We start from the raw sequence: 20625 nt of genomic DNA on the forward strand, positions 1-20625 counted from the left end.
GCCCCCGGCGTACCCGGCGGTGCCCGGCGGCCCCGACCCCTTCGCGCTCGACCAGCTGGCCACCGACGCCGCCGCCCGCGCCCACGCCCTGCTCACCACCGGCCGCGACCCGGCCGGCGGACTCACCCTGTGGCAGGACGCCGTGCGCCTCGCCGCCGCCCGTCCCGGCTCCGGGCTGACCGCCGCCACCCGCTCCCTGTACGCCGCCCTCGCCTCCGCCACCGGACGCACCCCGGCCGACCTGGCCCGCGCGGTCGCGGCCTGGCGGCAGGGCGGCCCGGAAGGACTCGCCGTCCTGGAGGAGCCCTGGGACCCGCCGGCCGGCCGGTTCGACCGGGCCCGCCCGCTGCTCCTCGCCGCCGGCCTGCCCGCCTTCCGCCCCTGGCGCAACCGGCTCACCCACCCCTGCGGCCACCTTCAGCTCCGTCTGGGCCGCGACGGCCTGTGGTACGCGTACGAATCCGAGCCCGGCCGCGACGACTGGTGGCCCCGCGGCACCCCCGACCCCGACCCGGTCGGCGCCCTGACCGGCCTCGGCCTGCCGGGCGACCTGGACGACCTGGACGACCTGGGCGATCTGTGACGCCCCGCCCGCTCGTCCACCCACGGCGCTGCGCGGCATGCGCGGCTGCCGTGCCCGGAACCGCCGGCGGCTGCACGGAACACCGCGCGACAACCTGGTGCACGCGGCCCGGACGCGGACGAGGAGCGCATCCGCGAAACGCTGCGGACGGTCAGTCTCGAGGAACTTGCCGAGCGCCTTCCGGACGGGGCTGCACACGGAGGCCGGCGACCGCGGTCTCCGCCTTTCCGGCGGCGAGCGCCGGCGCGTCGCCATCGCCCGTGCGCTGCCGGCCCGGCCGGAACCTCTGCTTCTGGACGAGCCCACGTCGCAGCCCGACCCCGTCAGCGCACGGGAACTCACCGGCGTGCTGCGGGAGACCTCCCGGGAACGCGCTCTGCTCGTGGTGGCGCACCGCGGCAGCGGCTACTCGGGCATCGAGGGCGCGGCGGCCGCGGCCTGCGCGGCAGGAGGTGCCGGGGCGAGATGGGCCAGGCACAAGGAGGGCTCGACGAAGGGGTCCAGCCGCTCGGCACTGAGCGGGGCGCGCACTTCCGCGAGCACACCGCGCATCAGGCCCAGATGCAGCGAGCACACCACCTGACGGTGGTGTTCGGCGATCTCCCGGAACGGGCAGTGCCGGATGCGGATCGGCTCCGGTGACGCGTCGCCGGCGCCGGTGTCCTCCGGGGGCGCGGGGTCGAATCCGATGTCCTTCAGCACCTTCAGCAGCCGGCGGACGGCCCCGGCGGCGTCGATCCGCTCCAGCGGTGCCGGCCGGTCGGCCAGATAGCGGCCCCAGGTCTCGCCGGCCGCGACCGCCGCCTGCTCCGGGTGCGGCAGTGCGCCGACGACGAGGCCGGTCAGCATTTCGGACAGCAGGCGGTAGCTGCGCAGTCCGTCGGTCACGTCCGTGGCGACGGCGCGGTAGACCACGCGCGGCCGGCCGGGCTGGTCGCGTTCCTCGGTGGCCCGGGTGGCCAGCCGGGCCTCGACCAGCCCGTCGAGATGGAAGCGGGCGGTGTTGGGGTGCAGGTCGGCGCGCGCGGCGACGTCCCGCACCCCGAGGGGCCCTTGCGCGGCGCGCAGGATCTCCAGTACCCGGGTGCGGCTCTCCCTCAGGGGCTGGGAAGGGGTCGGGTCTGTCAGTACCTGCTCGCTCATGGGCACATTTTATTCGAATGTTCTCGTAAAAATGGCCGTCAGTGGGCTCCCCCCTCGCCGCCGGGGCCGTGATCCGCGCCGTTCGCAGGGGCGGTCCTGCGGCGCAGGCGTCGTTGGAGCCGGTGGACGACCACGGCGTGCGGGGCGCCGACGGCCACGAGGGCCAGCGTCTCCAGCGGCCGGTGGTGGCGCACCAGCTCCGCCGAGACCAGCAGCACGGCGATCACCGCGACGAACAGGGACAGCGCCCGGTGGAAGCGGCCCACCTCCGAGTGCGGCCATTCGTCGGGGCCGGCCGGCCGGGGTGCGTCGGGCACGGCCCGCCGGTAGCCCGCGAACACCTGAGAGGCCCATGCGCTCGTCGGCTGACGGGCGTAGAACTCCAGGAGGCCGACCACGCCGAGCAGGGCGACGGAGTACAGCACCACGAAGATCGCTTCACCCCTCATGGCCGCTCCTCGACCGTCGGCGGCTCGGCGCCGGCCGTGGCCCCGCCCCTCGCCGTCGTGGCTTCGTCCTTCACCGCCGCGGCCCCGTCCTTCGCCGTGTCGTCGGGGACGATCTCGGTGAAGAGCAGGTCCTGCCCGGGGGCGTCGGGGTTCCGTGCCCCCTTGACCCGGTGGCGGACGCCCAGCCAGGTCATCCACAGCAGGGGGAGCACCCCGCCGACGAGGAACACCACGTCACCGGGCAGCCGCAGCCACTCCAGGACGACGTTGGCGCGGCCCTGCAGATAGCCGAGGCTGCGGGCGTCGGCGTAGCCGGCGTCGAGCACCTTGTAGAGCTGCAGTGCCCCGCCGGGCAGCAGGGTGGCGAAGCTCATCCACGCCAGGCCCAGATTGAGCGACCAGAACGACAGCCGGGGCCACCGGTCGGACCAGCGGTCCTCGGGGATGAGGTAGCGCAGCGCGAACATGGCGAAGCCGATGGCGAGCATGCCGTAGACGCCCATCATGGCCGCGTGCGCGTGGTTGGCCGTCAGGCCGGTGCCGATCTCGTAGTAGGAGACGATCGGCAGGTTGATCAGGAAGCCGAACACACCCGCGCCCAGGAAGTTCCAGAAGCCCACGGCGGCCAGGAACATGACGGCCCAGCGGTGCGGGAACGGGGTCTGCGAGGGGCTGTGCCGGCGGGCGCCGAGCTGCAGGAAGCTCCATGCCTCGACGGTCAGGAACAGCAGCGGCACCACTTCCAGCGCGGAGAACGTCGCACCCAGGGCGAGGTGTTCGGCCGGCTCGCCGGAGAAGTACAGGTGGTGCATGGTGCCGATCACGCCGCCGGCGCTGTAGAGGACGATGTCGAGGTAGATCACCAGCAGGGCGACCCGCTCGCGGACCACACCGAGCAGGACGAACAGGTAGGCGACGGTGACGGTGGTGAACAGCTCGAGGAAGTCCTCGACCCACAGGTGCACCACGATGAACCGCCAGAAGTCCGCCTCGGTGAAGGACGAGTCGGGGGTGGCCACCAGGCCGACCGCGTAGAAGGCGGGCAGGGCCAGCGCGGCGAGGAAGAACAGCCAGGGCATGTTGGCCACGCTCTCGGCGACCAGCCGCCGGCGCAGCCCGCGGTACAGGATCGCCGTCCATATGGCCAGTCCGGCCACCAGCAGCACCTGCCACAGCCGTCCGAGGTCGAGGTACTCCCAGCCCTGGTTGCCGAGCCAGCTCCACAGGTCGCCGAACCAGCCCCGCATGCCGGCCAGTTCACCGAGGAGCGAGCCGAGGACGACCACGGCGAGCGCCCCGAGCAGCAGCCGGGACAGCAGTGCCTGACGGGCCGGCTCCCAGCCCCGGGCGATCAGCGGCGCCAGGAAGATGCCGATGGCCAGGAACGAGGTGACCACCCAGAAGATCGCCAGCTGGGTGTGCCAGGTCCGGGTGAGGTTGTACGGCAGCAGGCGGTCCAGCGGGATGCCGAAGAAGCTGCCCAGATCCGCCCGGTAGTGCTGGGTGGCGGCGCCGAGCAGGGCCTGCACCAGGAAGAGCGCGGCCATGACGAAGAAGAACCAGGCGGTGGTGCGCTGCGCCGGTGTCAGCCGCACGTCCCTCGGTGCGTGGAAGCGCAGCAGGCGCTGGTCGCGGCCGTGCCAGCCGAGGAAGTTCCAGCGTCCGAACGCCGCGAACAGGCCGCCCGCGCCCACCAGCAGGAAGACGAGGGACAGCACGCTCCATGTCACCGTGTGGCCGGTCGGGGCGTTGTCCACGAGGGGCTCGGCCGGCCAGTTGTTGGTGTAGGAGTAGTTCCTGCCCGGCCGTTCGGCCGCGGCGGCCCACGCGGACCAGCCGAAGTACGCCGTCAGGTCGTGGATGGTGTCCGGGTCCGTCACCGCGTTCGGGCGCAGTCCCTGCTTGCCCTCGGGGCGGCCCAGCAGGTCCGCGTAGTGCGCGGTCAGCTGCCGGAACGCCTTGGCCTGCGCCTCGGACCACACCAGTGTGCCGGTGCGGGGGTCGTAGCGGTTGGTGCGGAAGTCGGCGACGGTGCGGGCATGGGCGTCGGCCGCGCCGTCGCCGCTGTTCGCGTACTGCTTTTGTACGTAAGTGGCGCTGCGGTGCAGGTAGTCGGCCGTGAAGTCGGGGCCCAGATAGGCGCCGTGCCCGAAGATCGAGCCGTACTGCATCAGGCCGTTGCGCAGAAAGGCCCGCTGGCCGTCCCGGACGTCCTCACCGGTGAACAGCTGTTCGCCGGTGGTGCTGACCACGCGGTCCGGGATGGGCGGCTCCGCCTGGTAGGTGCGCACGGCCAGCAATCCCAGGACCAGGAATCCGACGGCCGTCACCAGGATGGCCGCCTGCACCCAGCCGCGGGCGATCATGCGCGGCCGTCTGCCGCCCGCGTCGGTCGGGGGTTCGTCGGGATCACCGGTCGTTGCGAGAACCGCGGTGTCGGGCGTCCCCATGATGTCCTCCTCGGGACAGGTGATACGGGGAGATCGCGTGCGCGTCCCTGTCTGATATTGACGATCATCAGAGTAAAAACAACTTAGCACTGTGTAAAAAGTAGGCCGCAAGGGGGTCGCGGTCGGGCGCCGGATGCGGCGCGAGAATGTTCCTTTCGCTCCTTTGTTTCGGTTGGTTCTCGGTTGCTCTCCGGGAAGAGGCCCGCTGTTGGGTGCTCTTCGCCGGTGCCGGGCGCCGCCGCGGGGGTGTCCCGGTGTCCATCCCTCGAAGGGCTTGATATAAAACAAAAAAGTTGGTGTAAAAGAGGGCGTGAGGCGGGACGATCGCCCTGGGACACCGAGCAGGACGGCCGAACGGACAGGAGAGGCCGATGAGTGCCGAGACAGTGGCCGAGGCGCTGGAGCGGGAGCACCGCGAGATCGACGAGGGCATCGAGGAGTTCGTCGCGGGGCTCGCCGCCGGCGAGCCCGACCCGCGACCGCTCGCTCGCGCGGTGGCCGCGTTGCGCCGTCATATCTACCTGGAGGAGGAGTTCCTCTTCCCGCCGTTGCGGGAGGCGGGACTGGTCATGCCCGTGTTCGTGATGGTGCGTGAGCACGGGCGGATATGGGAGATCCTGGACGCGCTGGACGCCGGGCTGCGCGACGGGACCGTCCGGGCCTCTGCCGCCGGCCTCCTCCAGGAACTCCAGGACCAGTTGCAGGCCCACAACCTGAAGGAGGAGCACGTCCTCTACCCGCGGTCCGAGCAGGCGCTGACCGCGGAGGCCAAGGCCGGGCTGCGGGAGCTGATCGACACGGGCCGGACCCCCGAGGGGTGGGTGTGCGAGGGGGCTCGGCAGCGGGCCTGACCGCACACCGGGCCGGGCCGGCGAGGGCGGTGGGCCTCTTCCGGCGGTCTCCGGCGGTCTCCGGTGGGTCCCGGTGGCCCGGTGTCCGCATCGGGCCACCGGGACCCACCGGGACTTGCCGGGGATCTCCTCACCACCGGTTGCGTGCTTCCTCCGCCCAGCCGGTGAGGCCGTCGAGGTCCACCCAGGAGCCGTCGTCGGCCTGAGCGCGCCCCGTGAAGCGGCCGAAGCACTGGTGGGTCTCGCTCGCCACGACGCCCAGGTTCGTCCTCGCGGTCCTCACGTGGAAGGGATGGAACCCGGCGTCCACCCGGGGCCCGGTGATGCGCCAGGGCCGCAGCCAGTCCGCACGGTCGTACTCCCAGACCAGCTCGTCGCTGATCTTGTGGAGGCGGCCGTCGACGAACAGGGCGTTCTCGGTCGAGCCGGTTCCGTCGGTCCACCGGCCGCCGAGCTGGACGGCCCGCCCAGGGCCGCAGCCCGCCGCCCAGTTCCAGCGGACGGCGTACGGCCATTTGCCGCGCCCGTGGTCGAGAACGGCGAAGGAGTCGGACTCGTCGATCACGAAGGTCCGCGAGCCGAGCGTGAGAAGTCCGCGGACGGGGCGGCCGAGGTCCTTCACGGTGTACTGGAAGCGGCGCGGGCTCCAGGGCACGACCACGCCCAGCGACTCGTGCCCCGGCGGCCGGGGCACCTCGGCCTCCAGCCGGAAGCCCGGGGCCACGGCGCTGAGGGTGGTGCCGGCCGGGCGCTGGACGAACTCGACCGTCACCGGGCCGCCCCGGGCCGAGGCGGTTCCGGTCCCGCTGCGCTCGGGCATGCGGACACCGCGCGCCAGCGGTGTCACGACGTCCTCGGACAGTTCGCGGCCGTCGGCCCGGTCCAGGACGTAGACGCCGTGCAGACCGGCGTAGTCGAGGGAGGAGGCGACCAGGCCCACGATGTGGGAGGGGGTGACGATGCCCCAGTACTCCCAGCGTTTGACCCGTCCCCAGCCGCGCAGGTTCGCACGGTGCAGCGGCCGTCGGGTCCAGCCGACCGCCGCGGGGTTGAGCCGTCCGTCGGGAAGGCACAGGTCGACGGGAGCGGTGATCTCGCGTTCGGCGGTCATCTCGGCCGCGGCCCTTTCGTCCGGGTCGTTCGGGTCGTTCGAGGTGTTCGGGTTCTCGGGTTCTCGGGTCGTGCGGGTGGTTCGGTCGTGCGGGCGGTTCGGGCAGAGAGCGGATCCAGGTGGGCTGCCGTCGGCGCAGCATCCGTGGCCCGCCGGCGCCGGCTGCCGACGCACGGGACTGTATCCGCACCTCCTCGCCGGCACGAGAGCCGGACACCGGGAACCGCGGTCACCGTGCGGACGGCCCCGCGTCCGCGTGCGCATGACCGCCGCACGGTCACGCGCCGGAACATGACAGCGCTTCGCTTCTCATGCCCCTCCCGGACCCCTCCCGGAAGATGCCGTCCGCGCGGGTGTCCCACGGGTGGGGACGCGCGTCGGCGCATGCGCGGTACGAAACGATTGATCCGGCTTCGCGCGGTCCGTTACATTCATGAGCGTGACACGGGGGGCGGAACCGCAGGGCGGCGGCGCGATGGACCGACGCGTCGCACTCGCTCGTGAGTGGGGCCAACTGGTCGCGCAGGTAAGAGGGTTGGGGCCCCGATTCGCCACCTTTCTCGCACCGCCGCGCTGGCGGGATCTCGCGGCGGCGGTCGGCGACGGCACCGGTGTGCTGATCAATGTGGCCCGGCGCTGTCACGCCCTGCTGGTGACCTCCGACGGGGTGACGGCCGTTCCCCTGCCCGATCTGTCGGCGGACGAGGTCCACGACCGCACCGCAAGGCATCTCGCCGGCCTGCACGAGACGGACGCGGCGGCGCAGCTGGTGCACCACACCAAGCAGCGTGCCCGGCTCCGCAAGGTTCCCGCCACCTACCAGGCCCATCACACCGCGAAGGTCGGCATGGGCAGGGCGCAGGCCGCGCTGGACAGCACCCTGCTGTCGGATCTCGCCTGGCTCTGGGACACGGTCGCGGAGCCGGTGCTGCGCACCCTGGACGAGAAGCGGCCCCCGGCCGGGGAGAGGCACCGGATCTGGTGGTGCCCCACGGGCTGGCTGTCGTTCTTCCCGCTCCACGCGGCGGGACACCACGACGGCAGCGGGCGCAGTATCCTGGACCGGACCGTCTCCTCCTACGCCCCGACCCTGCGCGCCCTGGCCGAGGCGACCCGCTTGCGCGAGCCGGAACCCACCGGCACGGACAGGCTGCTCGTGGTCGCCGTGCGGGAAGCCGACGGAATGGCCCCGCTGCCGCAGGTCGCAGAGGAACTCCGTCTGCTGCGCGAGGTGTTCGGGGAGGAGCGGCTCACCCTGCTGGAGGGGCCGGAGGCGAACCGCACAGCCGTCCTGTCCCAGCTGGCCACGCACCGCTGGGTCCACTTCAGCTGCCACGGACGTCAGAACCCGCTCGATCCCGCGCAGGGCGGACTCCTGCTGAGCGACGGCACCCTGGGCATCGGTGAACTGAGCCGCGGCTCCTACCGCGGCGACTTCGCGTTCCTCTCCGCCTGCATGACGGCCTCCGGCGGGCTCTCGCTGAGCGACGAGGCCATCACCATCGGCGCGGCACTGCACTACTCGGGCTTTCGGCGGGTGGTGGCCGCGCTGTGGTCGATCGACGCCGAGATCGCGACCGAACTCGCGCGGGACGTCTTCTGCTCGCTGATGGAGGACGGGCTGTTCCGTCCGCGGCGGTCGGCGGGCGCCGTGACCGAGGCCGTGACCCGGCTGAGGAACCAGAACCCCGAACACCCCAGCAGATGGGCCGCGTTCACCCACATCGGCCCCTGATCGCCCACCCATGGGAGCAAGGAGGAACGCCATGCCCCTCGAACCGTACGAAGAAGTCAGTCACCCCTCGTTCGAGGAGGAAGCGGCGAAGGAGTTCTCCTTCACCCAACTGGGACCCGGCACCGCCGAACTCAGAGGCCCGTGTCCCCGCTGCCGCACGGTCATCCGGGTGCCCGTCGTCACCAGCACCTACAAGAGCTTCCGGCTGTGGCGCAGAAGCAGGGCACAGCAGCTCCCGCCGCCCGGCGAGGTGCACGAGGAGATCGTCATCTGCACCTGCGAGGAGGACCATCCCGGCCGGCCGGCGGACAGGATCGGCTGCGGTGCCTTCTGGCGACTCGAGATCACCTCCGCATGAACGCCTTCCTGCGCCCGGGACGACCCGTCGACCCGTCGGACGTCGCCCGTGCCCAACGACACCACCAGACGCTGCGCGGTGAGCTCTCACGGGTGAGGGAGGCCGCCCACTCCTGGCGCGTCGGCCTGGGAGGTCTGCTGCTCGCCCTCGTGGGCTTCGGACTGATCCGCGGACCCAGTGAGATCGACAAGGTGGAGGCACCCTGGCACGTCGTCATCGGCTGCCTGCTGCTCGCCTCCCTGCTGACCGGAGCCATGGGCGCCTACTGGCTCCTCAGCGCCCACAACGGCAGGCCGCGGGCCACCCCCGTCGACCTCACGATCTCGACGGCCACCCAGGACCATCTGCTGGCGTTGACGGCTCTCAAGGACCTGCGCCGGGGCATCGTCGCGACCCTGCTCTGCACCGGGCTGCTGGTGGCCGCCGTGGGCACCACCTGGTACGGCCCGGAGAAGTCCAGGCCCAAGCTGGTGGTGCGCACCAGGACCGGCGCGGTGCTCTGCGGCGACGGGGCGGCCGGCGACGGCCGCCGTCTGACGCTCAGGACCAGGGCGGGACAGGTGAGCGTGGCGCTCACGGACGTGCTCGCCGTGGAGACGACGGAGAAATGCCCGTAGACAGGCAGCCGCGGTCCTGGAGCCCCCGGACGACGCCGGCACCGGCACGGGCACGGCGGCTTCGGCGAAGCGGCCGAGAACACAACGGAGCGAGGCCCTGATGCAGCCCACCCCTCCCGGCGCGCACGACGAGGTCGTCCCTTTCGTCGAGGATCCGCGGACCGCACCGGTGCCGGTCCTCGACACCGCCGTCGCCTCCCACGAGGAGCACCTCGCCGCCCACCCCGACTGCCCGATCCGGTGGCTCCGCCAGGGACTGGCGGGGCACCTCCTGGTGGAACGCGGTGAACGGACCGGCAGCCGGGAGGACATGGCCAGAGGCATCGGCCTTCTCCGGAAGGCGACGGCCGACCCGGCCGCCGAGCAGGCTCCCGGCCTGCTCGGCACATTCCTCTACAACCTCGGCACCTTTCTCACCAGGACCGGGTTCTCCGCCTCCTTCGACGCCCTGCGGGAGGGGATCGACGCCTACCGGCGGGCCCTTCCTCTGCTGTCCGGGACGGAGCGCCGGGCCTGCGTGTCCAACCTGCTGCCCGAACTGCTGAAGGCCGCCGCCCGTGCGGACCGGCCCGAACTGAGACTTGAGGCCCGGGAGCTCGCGCTGGAGTTCTTGGACGAGGCACCGTCGGACCCCCGCATGGAGAACAGTGTCTGGAACACTCTTCTCGACTGCCTGTCCGAGGAACCGGCACCGGCACACCTGTGCCTCTCCCTGCTCCCCGAGGCGGAGGCCCTCGCCCGCCGGGCCGCGCCGGACGAGCTGCGGGCGGTACGCCTCGACCGGCTGACACGCCTGCTCCGCACGGCCTGGAGGACCACGGGTGACCCGGACCGGCTGACACGGGCGATCGCGGCCGGCCGGCAAGCGGTGTCCCTCTGCCCGGACCGCGGAACCGTGGCGGCCAACCTGGCGCTCGTTCTCAGTGACGCCGGCATCCTGCACAACGACCCCGAACTCCTCGAGGAAGCCGCCCACTTCGGACGCAAGGCCCTGGAACACACCCCGCCGGACACCAGCGATCACCTGTCGATGCGCGGGGACCTCGGCGCCGTTCTCTTCCGGCTGAGCGAACACCGCAACCAGGAGGAGAACCTCCGCGCCGCTCTCGACCACACCGCCGCCGTCGTCGAACACGCCGGGCGGACCGGGAACTTCGGCCTCCTGCGGACCTTCCTCCCCAACCTGGCGACGGTACGGCTGCGTCTGGGCACGGTGACCGGCGACCAGAACCTGCTGACCGACGCCCTCGACACCTACCGCGAGACCCTGGCGCTCCCGCTCACGCCGGCACACCGCGCCAAGGTCCTCGGCAACTACGGTGGCGTACAGGGGGAACTGGCCCTGCGCACGGACCGGCCCGGTCCGCAACTGCGGCAGGCGTGCGAAGCCATGGCGGAAGCCCTCGCGCTGTACCCGGACGACGACCCCGAACTCGGCCCCTTCCTCGACCAGTACGCGCTCACCGCACTGAGGCTGCTCCTGCACGACGGCACCGCCGCGACCCGGAACACGGTCATCGACGCGTGGGAGCGCATCCTCACCCGCGCCTTGTCGCACTCCCTTCACGAAACCGCCGCCCTGTGCCGCGAATTCCTGACAGCCACCTACTGGAGGCGCTACGACCACGGGACCGGCCTCCGGGACGTGGACAAGGCGATCGAGCACGGCGAGCACGTTCTGCGGCACCCGCCCCCGGACCCCCAAAGGCTCCAGCAGAGCGCGTACTTCGTCGCCGAGGCCTACCGGGCGCGTGCCTCGGTCACCGGGAACCCCGCCGACTTCGAACGGGCGATCGACCTGGTCGCCGAGATGCTGCAACGCCCGGACCTCGACGACTCCATGAGGCAGAGCTTCCTCGTCCTGCAGTCGGCCAACCACTACGACCGCTTCCACGCCTTCAGCACACCGTCCGACCTCGACGAGGCCCTCTCCTGCGCCCGGAAGGCGGTTGCCGTCCCCGGCCCGGCGGACCCGGAGTCGGCCGCTCTCGCCCAGCTGGCCGCCTGCCTCACCCAGCGGCCCCAGCTGGGCGGCCCGCTGGAGGACCTCGACCGGGCCGTGGAGATCTACCGGGCGGCCTGGACCTCCATCCGTGCCCGGCTCGGCGACCCCACGGAGGAGAACGCCGGCTCCGGCGGGTACGGCGACACCGAGATCGGCGTCGCCCACAACCTGGCGTCCGCGCTCGCCCAGCGCTACCACCACCACGAGATCCCCGCCGATCTCGACGAGGCGGTGGACACGATGACCGCCGTTCTGCGTCTCACCCCGGAGAACCACCACAAACGACCGGAGCGGCTGACCACCGCGGCGAACATGATCCACCACCGCTGGTTCCGCAACCGCTCGGCCGACGACCTCGCCACCTGCCTCGCCCAGGCCGAGGAAGCAGTCGCCACGGCCGCACCGGGGTCGTTCGCCCACCACCACGCCCTCGCCGCCCTCGTCGGCATCCACGGCGACGTCCTGGACGAGCACGAGGACGGCGCCGGGGACACCCAGGACGGTGAGAACGCCCGGATCAGCCGCGAAGAGCTCCTGAACCGCCATCAGGACTCCCGCGACCGGGCCATCGAACTCGGCCTGCGGACAGCGGAGTCGGAGGAGGACCTCCCCCTGCGCAGCTGGGTTCTCGTCGCCCACAACACCGCGGCCGCTCTGCTGAGGCGCTGGCAGGCCGCCGGGAACCGCGACGACCTCGAGAAGTCCATCGCCCTCGGCCGCCGGATCCTCGACCGGGCAGGTCTCGAACGCTCCCCGGTGACCGCCCTGCTGCTGGGCAGCGCCCTGATCCACCACGCACGGAACCACGGCGACGGGAACGACGGGCACGCGGGAGCCGAGGCACGCACCGAGGCCGCCGCCGTGCTCCGCGCCCTCTCCGCCTGTGCCGCCGCCCCGGCCCGGATGCGCTTCACGGCCGCCCGCTGGTGGGCGACGGTCACCGGACGCCCGGACGAGGAGACGCTCGCCGCGTGCCGGCGGCTGATGGAGCTGCTGCCGCTCGTCGCCTGGGTGGGCGCTCCCCGGACGGTGCGGGAAGCGGCCCTGGCCGATCAGGCGGGCCTGGTGTCGATGGCGGCCCAGGCCGCCCTGGACGCCGAACGGCCCACCGACGCCGTCGAGTTCCTGGAGCTGGGACGAGGGGTCCTGTGGTCCCAGAGACTCGATCTGCGCACCGACCTGGCCGAGATCGAGGAGGTCGCCCCGGACCTGGCGGCCCGCCTCGCCGCGGTGCGCCAGGCGCTGGACGCCTCGGCCGCCTTCGACGAGGGGCCGGGCGGTTCGTCCCCGGTCGGGGAGACCGCGGAACTCGCGCCCCCGGAACCCATGGACCCGGACTGGGCCACCGCGCTCCGGCAGGCGCGGGAGATGGCGATGGTCGGCGACAAGGACCGCCTCTTCGACTTCCTCGCCCCGCTGACCACGGCCGACGACCCCCGTGTCGCCGCCTACGCGGAGTTCGGCCGCGCCCTGGTGCTCCTCGAGCGCGGCGACCGGGACGGCGCCCGCGAGGCACTCACCCGCGCGGCCGGCCACGGCTCGGGCGTCGCCCCGGCCGCCGCCGACGCCCTGGGCGACCTGCTCGCCGCGGACGGCGACTTCGCGGCCGCCCGAGCCGCCTACGAACAGGCCCGCGCCCTCGGCGACCCGGCGGAGGCACGGGAGGCGGCGGCCAAACTGCGCCGTCTTGAGGAGCTCGAGACCGCGACGGCTCGGCTCGATCCGCAACTGGCCCGTCTTCTCGTCCAGGGCGACCCGTCCCGGCTCATCGCCGCCGGCCTGCAGCTGATGCTCGAAGGACGCCACCTCCAGGCGCTTTCCTTCCTCGAGCGCGGCCTGCCCCGGCTCCCGGCGGAGGAACAACCGCTGCTCGCCCCGCTTCTCGCCCAGGCGCGCCAGAGAACAGGCGACCACCCCGGGGCCCGCACCGCATGGGAACTCGCCCTGCGGGCCGCCAACCCCGGTGCGGTGGCTGTCGCCGCCCTCTCCTTCGGCGACTTCCTGGTCTGCGAGTACACCCTCGACGAGGCGCGCACCGCCTACACGCGCGCCCTGGACACCCCCGCCACCGCCGACGAGGCGCGCGCCCGCCTCGAGGCCATCGCGCCCGCCCCTTCCTCGGCTCCCTTTCTCGAGCCGGACTTCGACTACGGCCGCTGGGTGGCCCACCGCGAGCCGCGTGAATCCGCCCTCGCCGCTTTGACCCCGGCCCTCGAGGCCGGTGACCGCAATCCCCGTACCCACTACTACCTCACCGAGGTCACCGACTACTCCCAGGACCCCGATGCGCAGAGGGAGAGAAATCATCTCCACCGCGTTCTCGCCCTGGCCACCGAGGACGATGCCCCGCTGGTCCTGCTCTGCCGTGCCCGCCTGCGCTGCATGCTCGGCGACCGGCAGGGCGGCCACCTCCTCCTCGAGGACGCCTACCAGGCCGCCGTCGCCGCGGGCGACTCCGAACTCGCCGTCCTGGCCGCCGTCAAACAGGCCGCACTCCTCAGCCGGGCCGGCGACGTCGAAGCCGCCCACGCGGCCTACCAGCGGGCCATCCGCACCGGCCACCCCCACCACTCCTTCGCCGCCGCCTTCGACCTGGCCCGCATGCTGAGCGAAGCCGGCCGCGAGGAGGAGGCCCGCAGCGCCTACCGCCACGTCATGGCCGGCGGCCACCCCGTCCAGGGCGGCATGTCCGCCGTCAACCTCGGCATGAGCCTTCTGCGGTCGGGCGACGTCCCCGGCGCCGTGGAGGCGTTCGAGTGGGCGGCCGACGGCGCCTGGCAGGACGCGGCGGACCGGGCCAGAGCACTGCTGGCGAAACTCTCCTCCCGGAAGGAGGGGCCGGAGACCTCCCGGGAGGAGGAGCAGGAGACCTCCCGGGAGGAGGGAGGGGAAGTCTCCCGGGAGGAAGGAGGAACCCGGGAGGCGGAAGAGGCGGGATGAGCCTCACCCCTCACCCCCGTCCCTGGAGGATTCCGGCCTCCGCGGCGGGCACGGCCCCGGGAGGTTCCCCGTCCGAAGGCGCCGCCCCGGCCCCGGTGGTGCTCAGGGTGCGCAGGATCGTGCGGGCGACCGCGTCGTTGCGGCGGAAGGCCGGCGCGTCGGTGCGGGGACGGGCGAAGGCGGCGACGGCCCGGTTGCTGGTGGGGACACCGAGGGCGATGCGGCGGGGGTGGGGACCGCCGAGGGACGGGTCGACGAGGCGGCCGTCCGTGGGGGAGACGGCGAGCAGGCCGGAGCGGTGGGTGTGCGTGGAGTCGGCGATGACCTCCTCGGCGGCCGCGCCCTCGCGGTACAGGCGCCGCAGGAGCGGGTCCTCGGTGCGGGCCAGGGAGGGGGCCGGCAGATACGCCTCGATCAGGGCCGTGGCACGGGTGAGGTGCCCGGGGACGGTGGGGCTGGTCGCGGTGAAGGTGCCGGTGCTCTCGTCGGTGGCGATGCGGACGTCTGCCCCCAGGAAGCGGACGATGCCGGCCCGGGACAGCGCCAGCAGCTGACGCAGACGGAAACCGGGCGGCCCGGAGGCGAGGAAGCTGAAGAAGCCGTGCCACCAGCCGTCGAGGTCGTCGGCGACCGAGCGGGCGGTGAGACGGCCGGAGGCGACGAGGCGGGGCAGGTGGCCGTAGACGGAGAGCAGGGCGAGGAACGCCCCGAGGTCGGCGCTGAACGCCGGGTCCTCGCGGCGGGCGACGTCCTGGGCGATGTAGGCGCGCAGATGCTCCTGGAAGGCGTCCGGCGTGGGGAAGGAAAGACCGTCCAGGGGGCGGTCCAGTGCCTCGAAGTCGAGCCTGTCCGCCGGGTCGGGGACGGCACCGGCGACGAGGGCGGTCATGGCGTCGGAGTACCAGTCGAGCCGGTCGTACGCGGCCAGGAACGCGGGCCAGGGCATCGTCGTGCGCTCGGGATGGGCGTGGAAGAGCTCGTGGTAGTGGCCGAAGCCGATCTCCTTGGCCATCAGCGGCCACACGTCGCGCCGCAGGTCCAGCGGACGGCCCTCGGCGAGCAGCCCGTCGACCGCCTCGGGGCCGAAGTGGCGCGGCAGCGGGGGAGGGGGGCCCTGGAGGCGGTAGTGGGTCTTGGAGTGGTACGGCACCCCGCGTCGCGATCCGACGTGCAGAACGGGCTCACGGCCGGACGGGAGGTAGGTGAGGGAGCCGTCGGCCTCGGTGCGGAAGGTGCCGCCGCGGCCCTCGGTGAGCAGGGACATCAGATCGACGAAGGCGAGCCCGAAGCCGCGCAGGACGACGTGCTCGCCGGGCCGCAGCCCGGAGAGGTCGGCGTCGGCGGAGAACTCCGGCGGGAGGTGGAAGCGGCCGTGACGGCGGGCGAAGGCGGCGTGGGCGCGGTGCTCGCCGGCGGGCGTGGAGCCGAGGTGCCCCTGGGCCAGGACCACCAGGTCGGCGGTGAGCGGTGCGGCGCGGCCGGCCAGATGGACCTGCTGCGGGCCGTCCGGGGGACCGGTGAGGGCGGTCGCGGTGGTGCGGTGCCACTCGACGGTGACCGACGGCGGCATCTCGGCCAGCACCCTGCGGAACACCCAGTCCAGATAGGCGCTCTGGGCGCGGCGGGTGGGGAAGTCCGTCCCGGTGAGCGTGCGCAGTTCGTCGAGCACCTCCGGGTCGGCGGGCTCGGTGTACGGGGCGTGACGCGGGCCCCGGCCGGAGAACTGGGCCGCCCACTCGGCCAGCGAGGGGCCGGGGCGTATCGGGCCGTCGAGGGTGGACGACTCGTCGGTGAACAGGGTGACGTCCTGGGCCATGGAGTTCATCCGCAGCAGCGCCGACTGCTCGTGCCGCCAGACGCGTCCGGGACCGGGCGGGTACGGATCCACCAGATGGATGTGCAGCCTCCTCGTTTCGTCCCAGAGTTCGGGGGCGTTGGCGGCGATGCGCTCCAGCAGGCCCGTGGCGCACGGGCCCGCGCCGACGACGGCCAGGACGGCGGTGGACCGTGCGCTCACCGGTCACCGCCGATCGCCGGGCGGGCGCCGGCGGCGGTCGCCGCGCCCAGTCGGTGGCGCACGGCGGCCAGTTGGCCGCGCAGCCGTTGCAGCGGAGTGGGCGGCAGGGCACGGGAGCTGCCGCGGGCGTAGTACCGCTCGACGTAGAACTGGCCCACGCTGAGCACCGTGGTGATCGCGACGTACCACAGGGTGGCGACCATCAGCAGCGGGATGACCTGGTAGGTCTGGTTGTAGATCAGCTGCACCGAGTACAGCAGGTCGTGCACGGCCAGCACACTGACGATGCTGGTGCCCTTGAGGGTGCCGATCAGCATGTTCCCGGCGGCCGGCACGATGGAGCGCATCGCCTGCGGCACGACGATCCGGCGCAGTGTGCGGAGTCTGCTCAGCCCGAGGGCCTGGGCGGCCTCGGTCTGCCCGGAGTCCACGGAGAGGATGCCGCCGCGCACCACCTCGGCCGCGTAGGCGCTCTCGTGCAGGGTCAGGCCGATCACGGCGGTCAGGGTGGGGCCGAGCAGGTTGACCGTCTTGACGGTGATGAACTGCGGGCCGAACGGGATGCCGAGGCCGAGCGTCGGGTAGAGCGCGCCGATGTTGAACCAGAACAGCAGCTGGACCAGCAGCGGGGTGGACCGGAAGATCCACACATATCCCCAACTCAGCGTGCGCAGGACCGGGTTGGCGGAGAGCCGCATCACCGCGAGCACGGTGCCGAGCAGAAAGCCGAGCACCATCACCACAGCGGTCAGCCACAGGGAGAGCAGCAGTCCGTCGAGCACGGCGGCGGTGGTGAAGTACCGGACCACCACGTCCCACTGGAAGGCCCGGTTGCGGACGACGGAGTTGAGCACCATCGCGAAGAGCAGCAGGGCGACCGCGGCGGTCAGCCACCGGCCGACGTGCCGGCGGGGCACGATCCGCGGCAGGTCGGTGACGGGGGTGCTCGCCCGCTTCGGGGGCTTGAGGGCAGGGGCTGACGTGACGTCGGAGGATGTGGCCATCGAGGGAGTCTCCGGGGAGGGAATCGCGGGCGTGAGTGACCACCCGGTGACAGCCGTGGGGCACAACGGCACCGGCGTTGTGCGGGTACGGTGCGGCCGGGGTTCGACGTCGTCACATGCGCCGCGTCCCTCAACGCGGCCGGAGGGCTGCCGCACGGGGCGGAGCCGGTCCGCCGTCGATCGTACGCGCCCGTGGCGCCGCTGTGTCAACAGCACATGACGGGTGCCGTAACAGCACATGAAGGACGCCGGTCACGGCGGTCCTGTGCGCGGGAACCGCTTGACGGGCGCCTTGTCGTGCTGTTCAAGTAGTCGCATGAATGCCCAGCAGCGCTTGGTCACGCGCGATCACATCGACTTCGGTCGGGTGTGGTCCGCCGTGTGTTGCGTCTGACACGGCAGCGGGCCGGCCGGCCGGCCCTTCCCTCCCTCGGTGATCCCCTCGTTCCTCCTCGGTGATCCCGTCGTGGGCCGAGTCCTCTCTCCGCGCGCTGCCGCAGTTCCGCTTCTTCCGGCGTCCTCCTGACGTTCCTCCGACATTCGACGTCGTCACGACCGCACCGGACCGTCCAGCCGGCGGTCCCGTTCGCTCACGGTTCGCTCATGCCCACGGGCACGGCCGTGCCGCCCTGCCCGTGTGCCGCCGCATCCCCCGAAAGGTCATGCCCATGCCAGTGGAGTTCCTTGGCATCGCCGCCACCAACGACGGCTCCGAGACCACCCCGCGCTCCGGTGCCTCCTTCGACAAGGAGTACACGCTCCGGCTCGCCCGGGCGCACGAGGACCACGGCTGGGACCGGGTGCTGTTCGCCTACGGCTCCGGATCACCGGACCCCGCGCAGGCCGCCGCCTACGTCGCGAGCAGGCTGGACCGCCTCCAGATCCTGCTCGCCCACCGGCCCAACGTCTCCTGCCCGACCTTCGCCGCCAAGACCTTCGCCACCCTCGACCGGATCAGCGACGGCCGGCTGACCGTGCACTTCATCACCGGCGGCAACGACCACGAACAGCGCCGCGAGGGCGACACCCTCACCAAGGACGAACGCTACGCCCGCACCCGGGAGTACATCCGGATCGTCAAGAAGATCTGGACCACCCGCGAACCCTTCGACCACGAGGGCGAGTACTACCGCTTCCACGACTTCGTCAGCGACGTCTTCCCCGTCCAGCAGCCCCGCCCGAACGTGTCGTTCGGCGGCTCGTCCCCCGCCGCGTACGCCGCCGGCGGCGCCGAGGCCGACATCTACTGCCTGTGGGGCGAGCCCCTGGCGAAGACCGCCGAGCAGATCGAGGCCGTCAAGGCGGCCGCGAAGGCCGCGGGCCGCACCGACGTCCCCCGCATCCAGGTGGCGTTCCGCCCGATCATCGCCCCGACCGAGGAACTGGCCTGGGAGAAGGCCCACCGCACGGTCGACGCGATCAAGGCCCGCAAGGCCAGGGGCGAGTCGGTCACCGGACGCCACAACGGCCGCGCACGGCCCGAGAACACGGGCTCGCAGCGGCTGATCGCCATCGCCGAGGCGGGGGAGCGCCACGACCGCGCCCTGTGGACCCCGACGGCCGCCGTCACCGGCGGCGCGGGCAACTCCAACGCCCTGGTCGGCACCCCGGAGACGGTCGCCCAGGCACTGCTCGACTACTACGACCTCGGCGTCGACATCTTCTCGGCCCGCGGCTACGACCTGCTGGACGACGCGATCGACTTCGGCCGGTACGTGATCCCGATCGTCCGCGAGGAGGTCGCCAAACGCGACGCCGAACGCGCGGCCCGCGGCACACGGAACCTCGCGGCGGTGAACGGATGACCTCCGTCGCACCCCCACCGCCGTCCCCGGCGGAGCTGACGGTCGTCGAGGTACCGGTGTCCGACCCCCGGGTGAAGCCGCTTCTGCGGGAGCTCGCCGACGAGTACTCCACCCGCTACGGCGAGGACGCCCACGCCGAGATGACCCGCTACCCCGACGAGGAGTTCACCGCGCCCCACGGCGGAGTCCTGCTGCTGCTCCTGGAGCACGGCGAGCCGGTCGCGGGCGGCGCCTTCCGCCGCTACGACGAGACCACCGCCGAGCTGAAACGGATCTGGACCCACTCCGCCCACCGCCGCCGCGGACTGGCCCGGCGCGTCATCGCCGAACTGGAACGCGAGGCACGCGCCCGCGGCTACCGGCGGATCCACCTGACCACCGGGCCGCGCCAGCCCGAGGCCCGCGGCCTGTACCTGGCCACCGGCTACACACCGCTGTTCGACACAAAGGCCGACCCGGAAACCATCGGGCCGCTGCCGTTCGAAAAGCACCTCACCACCCCGTCGCGCACCTGAAAGGCCTCCGACCCGTGAACGTTCCTGGGACCAGAACCCGCCTGCGCACCGCCGCCGCGCTGGCCCTGCTGCTCCTGGCACCGACGGCCTGCGGCTCCGGCGGCCCCGAGGGCACGGCGGCGAACGCCCAGGCCTCGCCGGCCGACGACCCGGTCGCCGCCGTACGCACGGTGGAGTCGATCGCCGCGCTGCTTCCCGCCGACGTCCGCAAGGCGGGCACACTGCGCGTCGGCAGCTCGATCGGATCCCCGCCCGCCGCGTACTACCCCGACGGCGCGGACAAGCCCCCCGCGGGCCAGGACATCGACATCGCCGACGCGGTCGCCAAGGTGCTCGGCGTCAGGCTGGAACGGCAGGACGCCTCCTTCGAGACGATCCTGCCCGCCCTCAGCAGCGGCAAGTACGACTTCGGCACCGGCAACTTCGGCGTCACCAGGGAACGCCTGAAGACCATCGACTTCGTCACCTACATCAACGACGGCCAGGGCTTCGCGGTGAAGAAGGGCAGCACCGTACTCGCCTCGAAGGTCACCGACCTCACCCAGCTGTGCGGACTGACCATCGGCACCGGCGCCGGCACCACCTTCGAAACGACCCTCATCGCCCAAAAGGGGGTGTGCGCCAAGGCGGGCAGGAAGCCGTACCACGTGAAGGTCTACTCGGAGAACGGCGCCACCCTCACCGCGCTCCAGCAGGGCCGCATCGACGTGATCATGTCCACCATCAACGGGCTGCGCCACCAGGCGGCCCAGCCGGCCTCGCAGACCACCTTCCTGGGCGAGTACCACCGGCTCGACGTCGGCTTCGCCTTCAAGAAGGGCTCCCCGCTCACCAAGGCATTCCAGGCCGCCGTCAACGAGCTGATCGACAACGGCACCTACGCCCGGATCCTCAAGAAGTGGGGCACCTCCGCCTCCGCGATCGAGAGATCGCGGATCAACCCGCCCGAGCACGCCCCCGAGCACGCATAAGAGCCGAGCAGGAACACCACGATGGCACCGACAACCGGCACCGCGCCGCCCGGCGCGGTGCCGGTTGTCGG

The 20625-nt window shown here is 72.4% G+C and carries 14 protein-coding genes and 2 pseudogenes; 10 read left to right on the forward strand and 6 right to left on the reverse strand.

Translation table 11 applies throughout. The features are described 5' to 3' along the window. Together CCN35_RS07510 and CCN35_RS29260 are read left to right on the forward strand one after the other, a co-directional pair. Positions 1-583 (forward strand): annotated as a pseudogene (locus CCN35_RS07510) (SWIM zinc finger family protein); the annotation flags it as partial. Positions 584-620: 37 nt separating this feature from the next. Beyond that, a pseudogene (locus CCN35_RS29260) lies at positions 621-881 on the forward strand (ATP-binding cassette domain-containing protein); the annotation flags it as partial. A 107-nt stretch (positions 882-988) separates the two neighbouring features. On the opposite strand, the gene CCN35_RS07520 reads toward CCN35_RS29260, so the two are convergent. The 3 genes from CCN35_RS07520 to CCN35_RS07530 are packed head-to-tail and all read right to left on the reverse strand — an operon-like array spanning position 989 to position 4625. Then, entirely contained in the window at positions 989-1726 is a 738-nt protein-coding gene (locus CCN35_RS07520; protein WP_086791929.1) for a helix-turn-helix transcriptional regulator, read from the reverse strand. A gap of 38 nt (positions 1727-1764) precedes the next feature. Next, positions 1765-2175 (reverse strand): hypothetical protein, encoded by a 411-nt coding sequence (locus CCN35_RS07525; RefSeq protein ID WP_067389138.1) that lies wholly within the window; start codon positions 2173-2175, stop codon positions 1765-1767. Beyond that, complete coding sequence (locus tag CCN35_RS07530; protein WP_067389136.1) at positions 2172-4625, reverse strand: nitric-oxide reductase large subunit; 2454 nt, start codon at positions 4623-4625, stop codon at positions 2172-2174. The genes CCN35_RS07525 and CCN35_RS07530 overlap by 4 nt, the downstream gene beginning before the upstream one ends. A 371-nt stretch (positions 4626-4996) precedes the next feature. On the opposite strand from CCN35_RS07530, the gene CCN35_RS07535 reads away from it, so the two are divergent. Continuing rightward, the gene (locus tag CCN35_RS07535; RefSeq protein ID WP_067389135.1) at positions 4997-5476 is read left to right on the forward strand and encodes a hemerythrin domain-containing protein; all 480 of its coding nucleotides are present in this window, start codon (positions 4997-4999) and stop codon (positions 5474-5476) included. A 130-nt stretch (positions 5477-5606) separates the two neighbouring features. On the opposite strand, the gene CCN35_RS07540 is transcribed toward CCN35_RS07535, so the two are convergent. Beyond that, positions 5607-6587, reverse strand: a complete 981-nt coding sequence (locus CCN35_RS07540) for a DUF2804 domain-containing protein (protein ID WP_067389133.1) — start codon at positions 6585-6587, stop codon at positions 5607-5609. A 433-nt stretch (positions 6588-7020) separates the two neighbouring features. On the opposite strand from CCN35_RS07540, the gene CCN35_RS07545 reads away from it, so the two are divergent. The 4 genes from CCN35_RS07545 to CCN35_RS07560 all read left to right on the forward strand — a co-directional run bounded on the left by CCN35_RS07545 (position 7021) and on the right by CCN35_RS07560 (position 14242). Then, on the forward strand, positions 7021-8322 hold the full coding sequence (locus CCN35_RS07545) for a CHAT domain-containing protein (protein ID WP_086791931.1): 1302 nt from the start codon (positions 7021-7023) through the stop codon (positions 8320-8322). A gap of 31 nt (positions 8323-8353) precedes the next feature. Continuing rightward, positions 8354-8680 carry a hypothetical protein gene (locus CCN35_RS07550; RefSeq protein WP_067389130.1) on the forward strand — a complete coding sequence of 109 codons (327 nt, stop codon included), beginning with the start codon at positions 8354-8356 and terminating at the stop codon, positions 8678-8680. Then, positions 8677-9297: a hypothetical protein gene (locus tag CCN35_RS07555; RefSeq protein ID WP_067389128.1), complete on the forward strand. Its 621-nt coding sequence runs from the start codon at positions 8677-8679 to the stop codon at positions 9295-9297. Before CCN35_RS07550 ends, CCN35_RS07555 begins: the two co-directional genes overlap by 4 nt. Before the next feature lie 100 nt (positions 9298-9397). Continuing rightward, positions 9398-14242, forward strand: a complete 4845-nt coding sequence (locus tag CCN35_RS07560) for a tetratricopeptide repeat protein (protein WP_086791933.1) — start codon at positions 9398-9400, stop codon at positions 14240-14242. Between the two features lie 10 nt (positions 14243-14252). Here CCN35_RS07560 and CCN35_RS07565 read toward each other — a convergent pair whose 3' ends face one another. Next, positions 14253-16259, reverse strand: coding sequence for an FAD/NAD(P)-binding protein (locus CCN35_RS07565; protein WP_086791935.1), 2007 nt, complete (start codon positions 16257-16259; stop codon positions 14253-14255). Next, positions 16256-17263 (reverse strand): amino acid ABC transporter permease, encoded by a 1008-nt coding sequence (locus tag CCN35_RS07570; protein ID WP_067389124.1) that lies wholly within the window; start codon positions 17261-17263, stop codon positions 16256-16258. Before CCN35_RS07570 ends, CCN35_RS07565 begins: the two co-directional genes overlap by 4 nt. 668 nt (positions 17264-17931) lie before the next feature. Here CCN35_RS07570 and CCN35_RS07575 point away from each other — a divergent pair. The 3 genes from CCN35_RS07575 to CCN35_RS07585 are packed head-to-tail and all read left to right on the forward strand — an operon-like array spanning position 17932 to position 20554. Next, the gene (locus CCN35_RS07575) at positions 17932-19068 is read left to right on the forward strand and encodes an LLM class flavin-dependent oxidoreductase (protein WP_086791937.1); all 1137 of its coding nucleotides are present in this window, start codon (positions 17932-17934) and stop codon (positions 19066-19068) included. Beyond that, positions 19065-19583 carry a GNAT family N-acetyltransferase gene (locus CCN35_RS07580; RefSeq protein WP_067389120.1) on the forward strand — a complete coding sequence of 173 codons (519 nt, stop codon included), beginning with the start codon at positions 19065-19067 and terminating at the stop codon, positions 19581-19583. The genes CCN35_RS07575 and CCN35_RS07580 overlap by 4 nt, the downstream gene beginning before the upstream one ends. A gap of 14 nt (positions 19584-19597) precedes the next feature. Then, complete coding sequence (locus CCN35_RS07585; protein ID WP_067389118.1) at positions 19598-20554, forward strand: ABC transporter substrate-binding protein; 957 nt, start codon at positions 19598-19600, stop codon at positions 20552-20554. Positions 20555-20625: the final 71 nt, after the last annotated feature.

This window comes from Streptomyces thermovulgaris (genome assembly GCF_002155915.1).
In the GTDB taxonomy this organism is placed as follows: Bacteria; Actinomycetota; Actinomycetes; order Streptomycetales; family Streptomycetaceae; genus Streptomyces; species Streptomyces thermovulgaris.

What these genes read in the sequence shown, in the direction of transcription:
- CCN35_RS07520 (WP_086791929.1), bottom strand. Translation starts at nt 1,726, where the DNA reads ATGAGCGAGCAGGTACTGACAGACCCGACCCCTTCCCAGCCCCTGAGG.
- CCN35_RS07525 (WP_067389138.1), bottom strand. Translation starts at nt 2,175, where the DNA reads ATGAGGGGTGAAGCGATCTTCGTGGTGCTGTACTCCGTCGCCCTGCTC.
- CCN35_RS07530 (WP_067389136.1), bottom strand. Translation starts at nt 4,625, where the DNA reads ATGGGGACGCCCGACACCGCGGTTCTCGCAACGACCGGTGATCCCGAC.
- CCN35_RS07535 (WP_067389135.1), top strand. Translation starts at nt 4,997, where the DNA reads ATGAGTGCCGAGACAGTGGCCGAGGCGCTGGAGCGGGAGCACCGCGAG.
- CCN35_RS07540 (WP_067389133.1), bottom strand. Translation starts at nt 6,587, where the DNA reads ATGACCGCCGAACGCGAGATCACCGCTCCCGTCGACCTGTGCCTTCCC.
- CCN35_RS07545 (WP_086791931.1), top strand. Translation starts at nt 7,021, where the DNA reads ATGAGCGTGACACGGGGGGCGGAACCGCAGGGCGGCGGCGCGATGGAC.
- CCN35_RS07550 (WP_067389130.1), top strand. Translation starts at nt 8,354, where the DNA reads ATGCCCCTCGAACCGTACGAAGAAGTCAGTCACCCCTCGTTCGAGGAG.
- CCN35_RS07555 (WP_067389128.1), top strand. Translation starts at nt 8,677, where the DNA reads ATGAACGCCTTCCTGCGCCCGGGACGACCCGTCGACCCGTCGGACGTC.
- CCN35_RS07560 (WP_086791933.1), top strand. Translation starts at nt 9,398, where the DNA reads ATGCAGCCCACCCCTCCCGGCGCGCACGACGAGGTCGTCCCTTTCGTC.
- CCN35_RS07570 (WP_067389124.1), bottom strand. Translation starts at nt 17,263, where the DNA reads ATGGCCACATCCTCCGACGTCACGTCAGCCCCTGCCCTCAAGCCCCCG.
- CCN35_RS07575 (WP_086791937.1), top strand. Translation starts at nt 17,932, where the DNA reads ATGCCAGTGGAGTTCCTTGGCATCGCCGCCACCAACGACGGCTCCGAG.
- CCN35_RS07580 (WP_067389120.1), top strand. Translation starts at nt 19,065, where the DNA reads ATGACCTCCGTCGCACCCCCACCGCCGTCCCCGGCGGAGCTGACGGTC.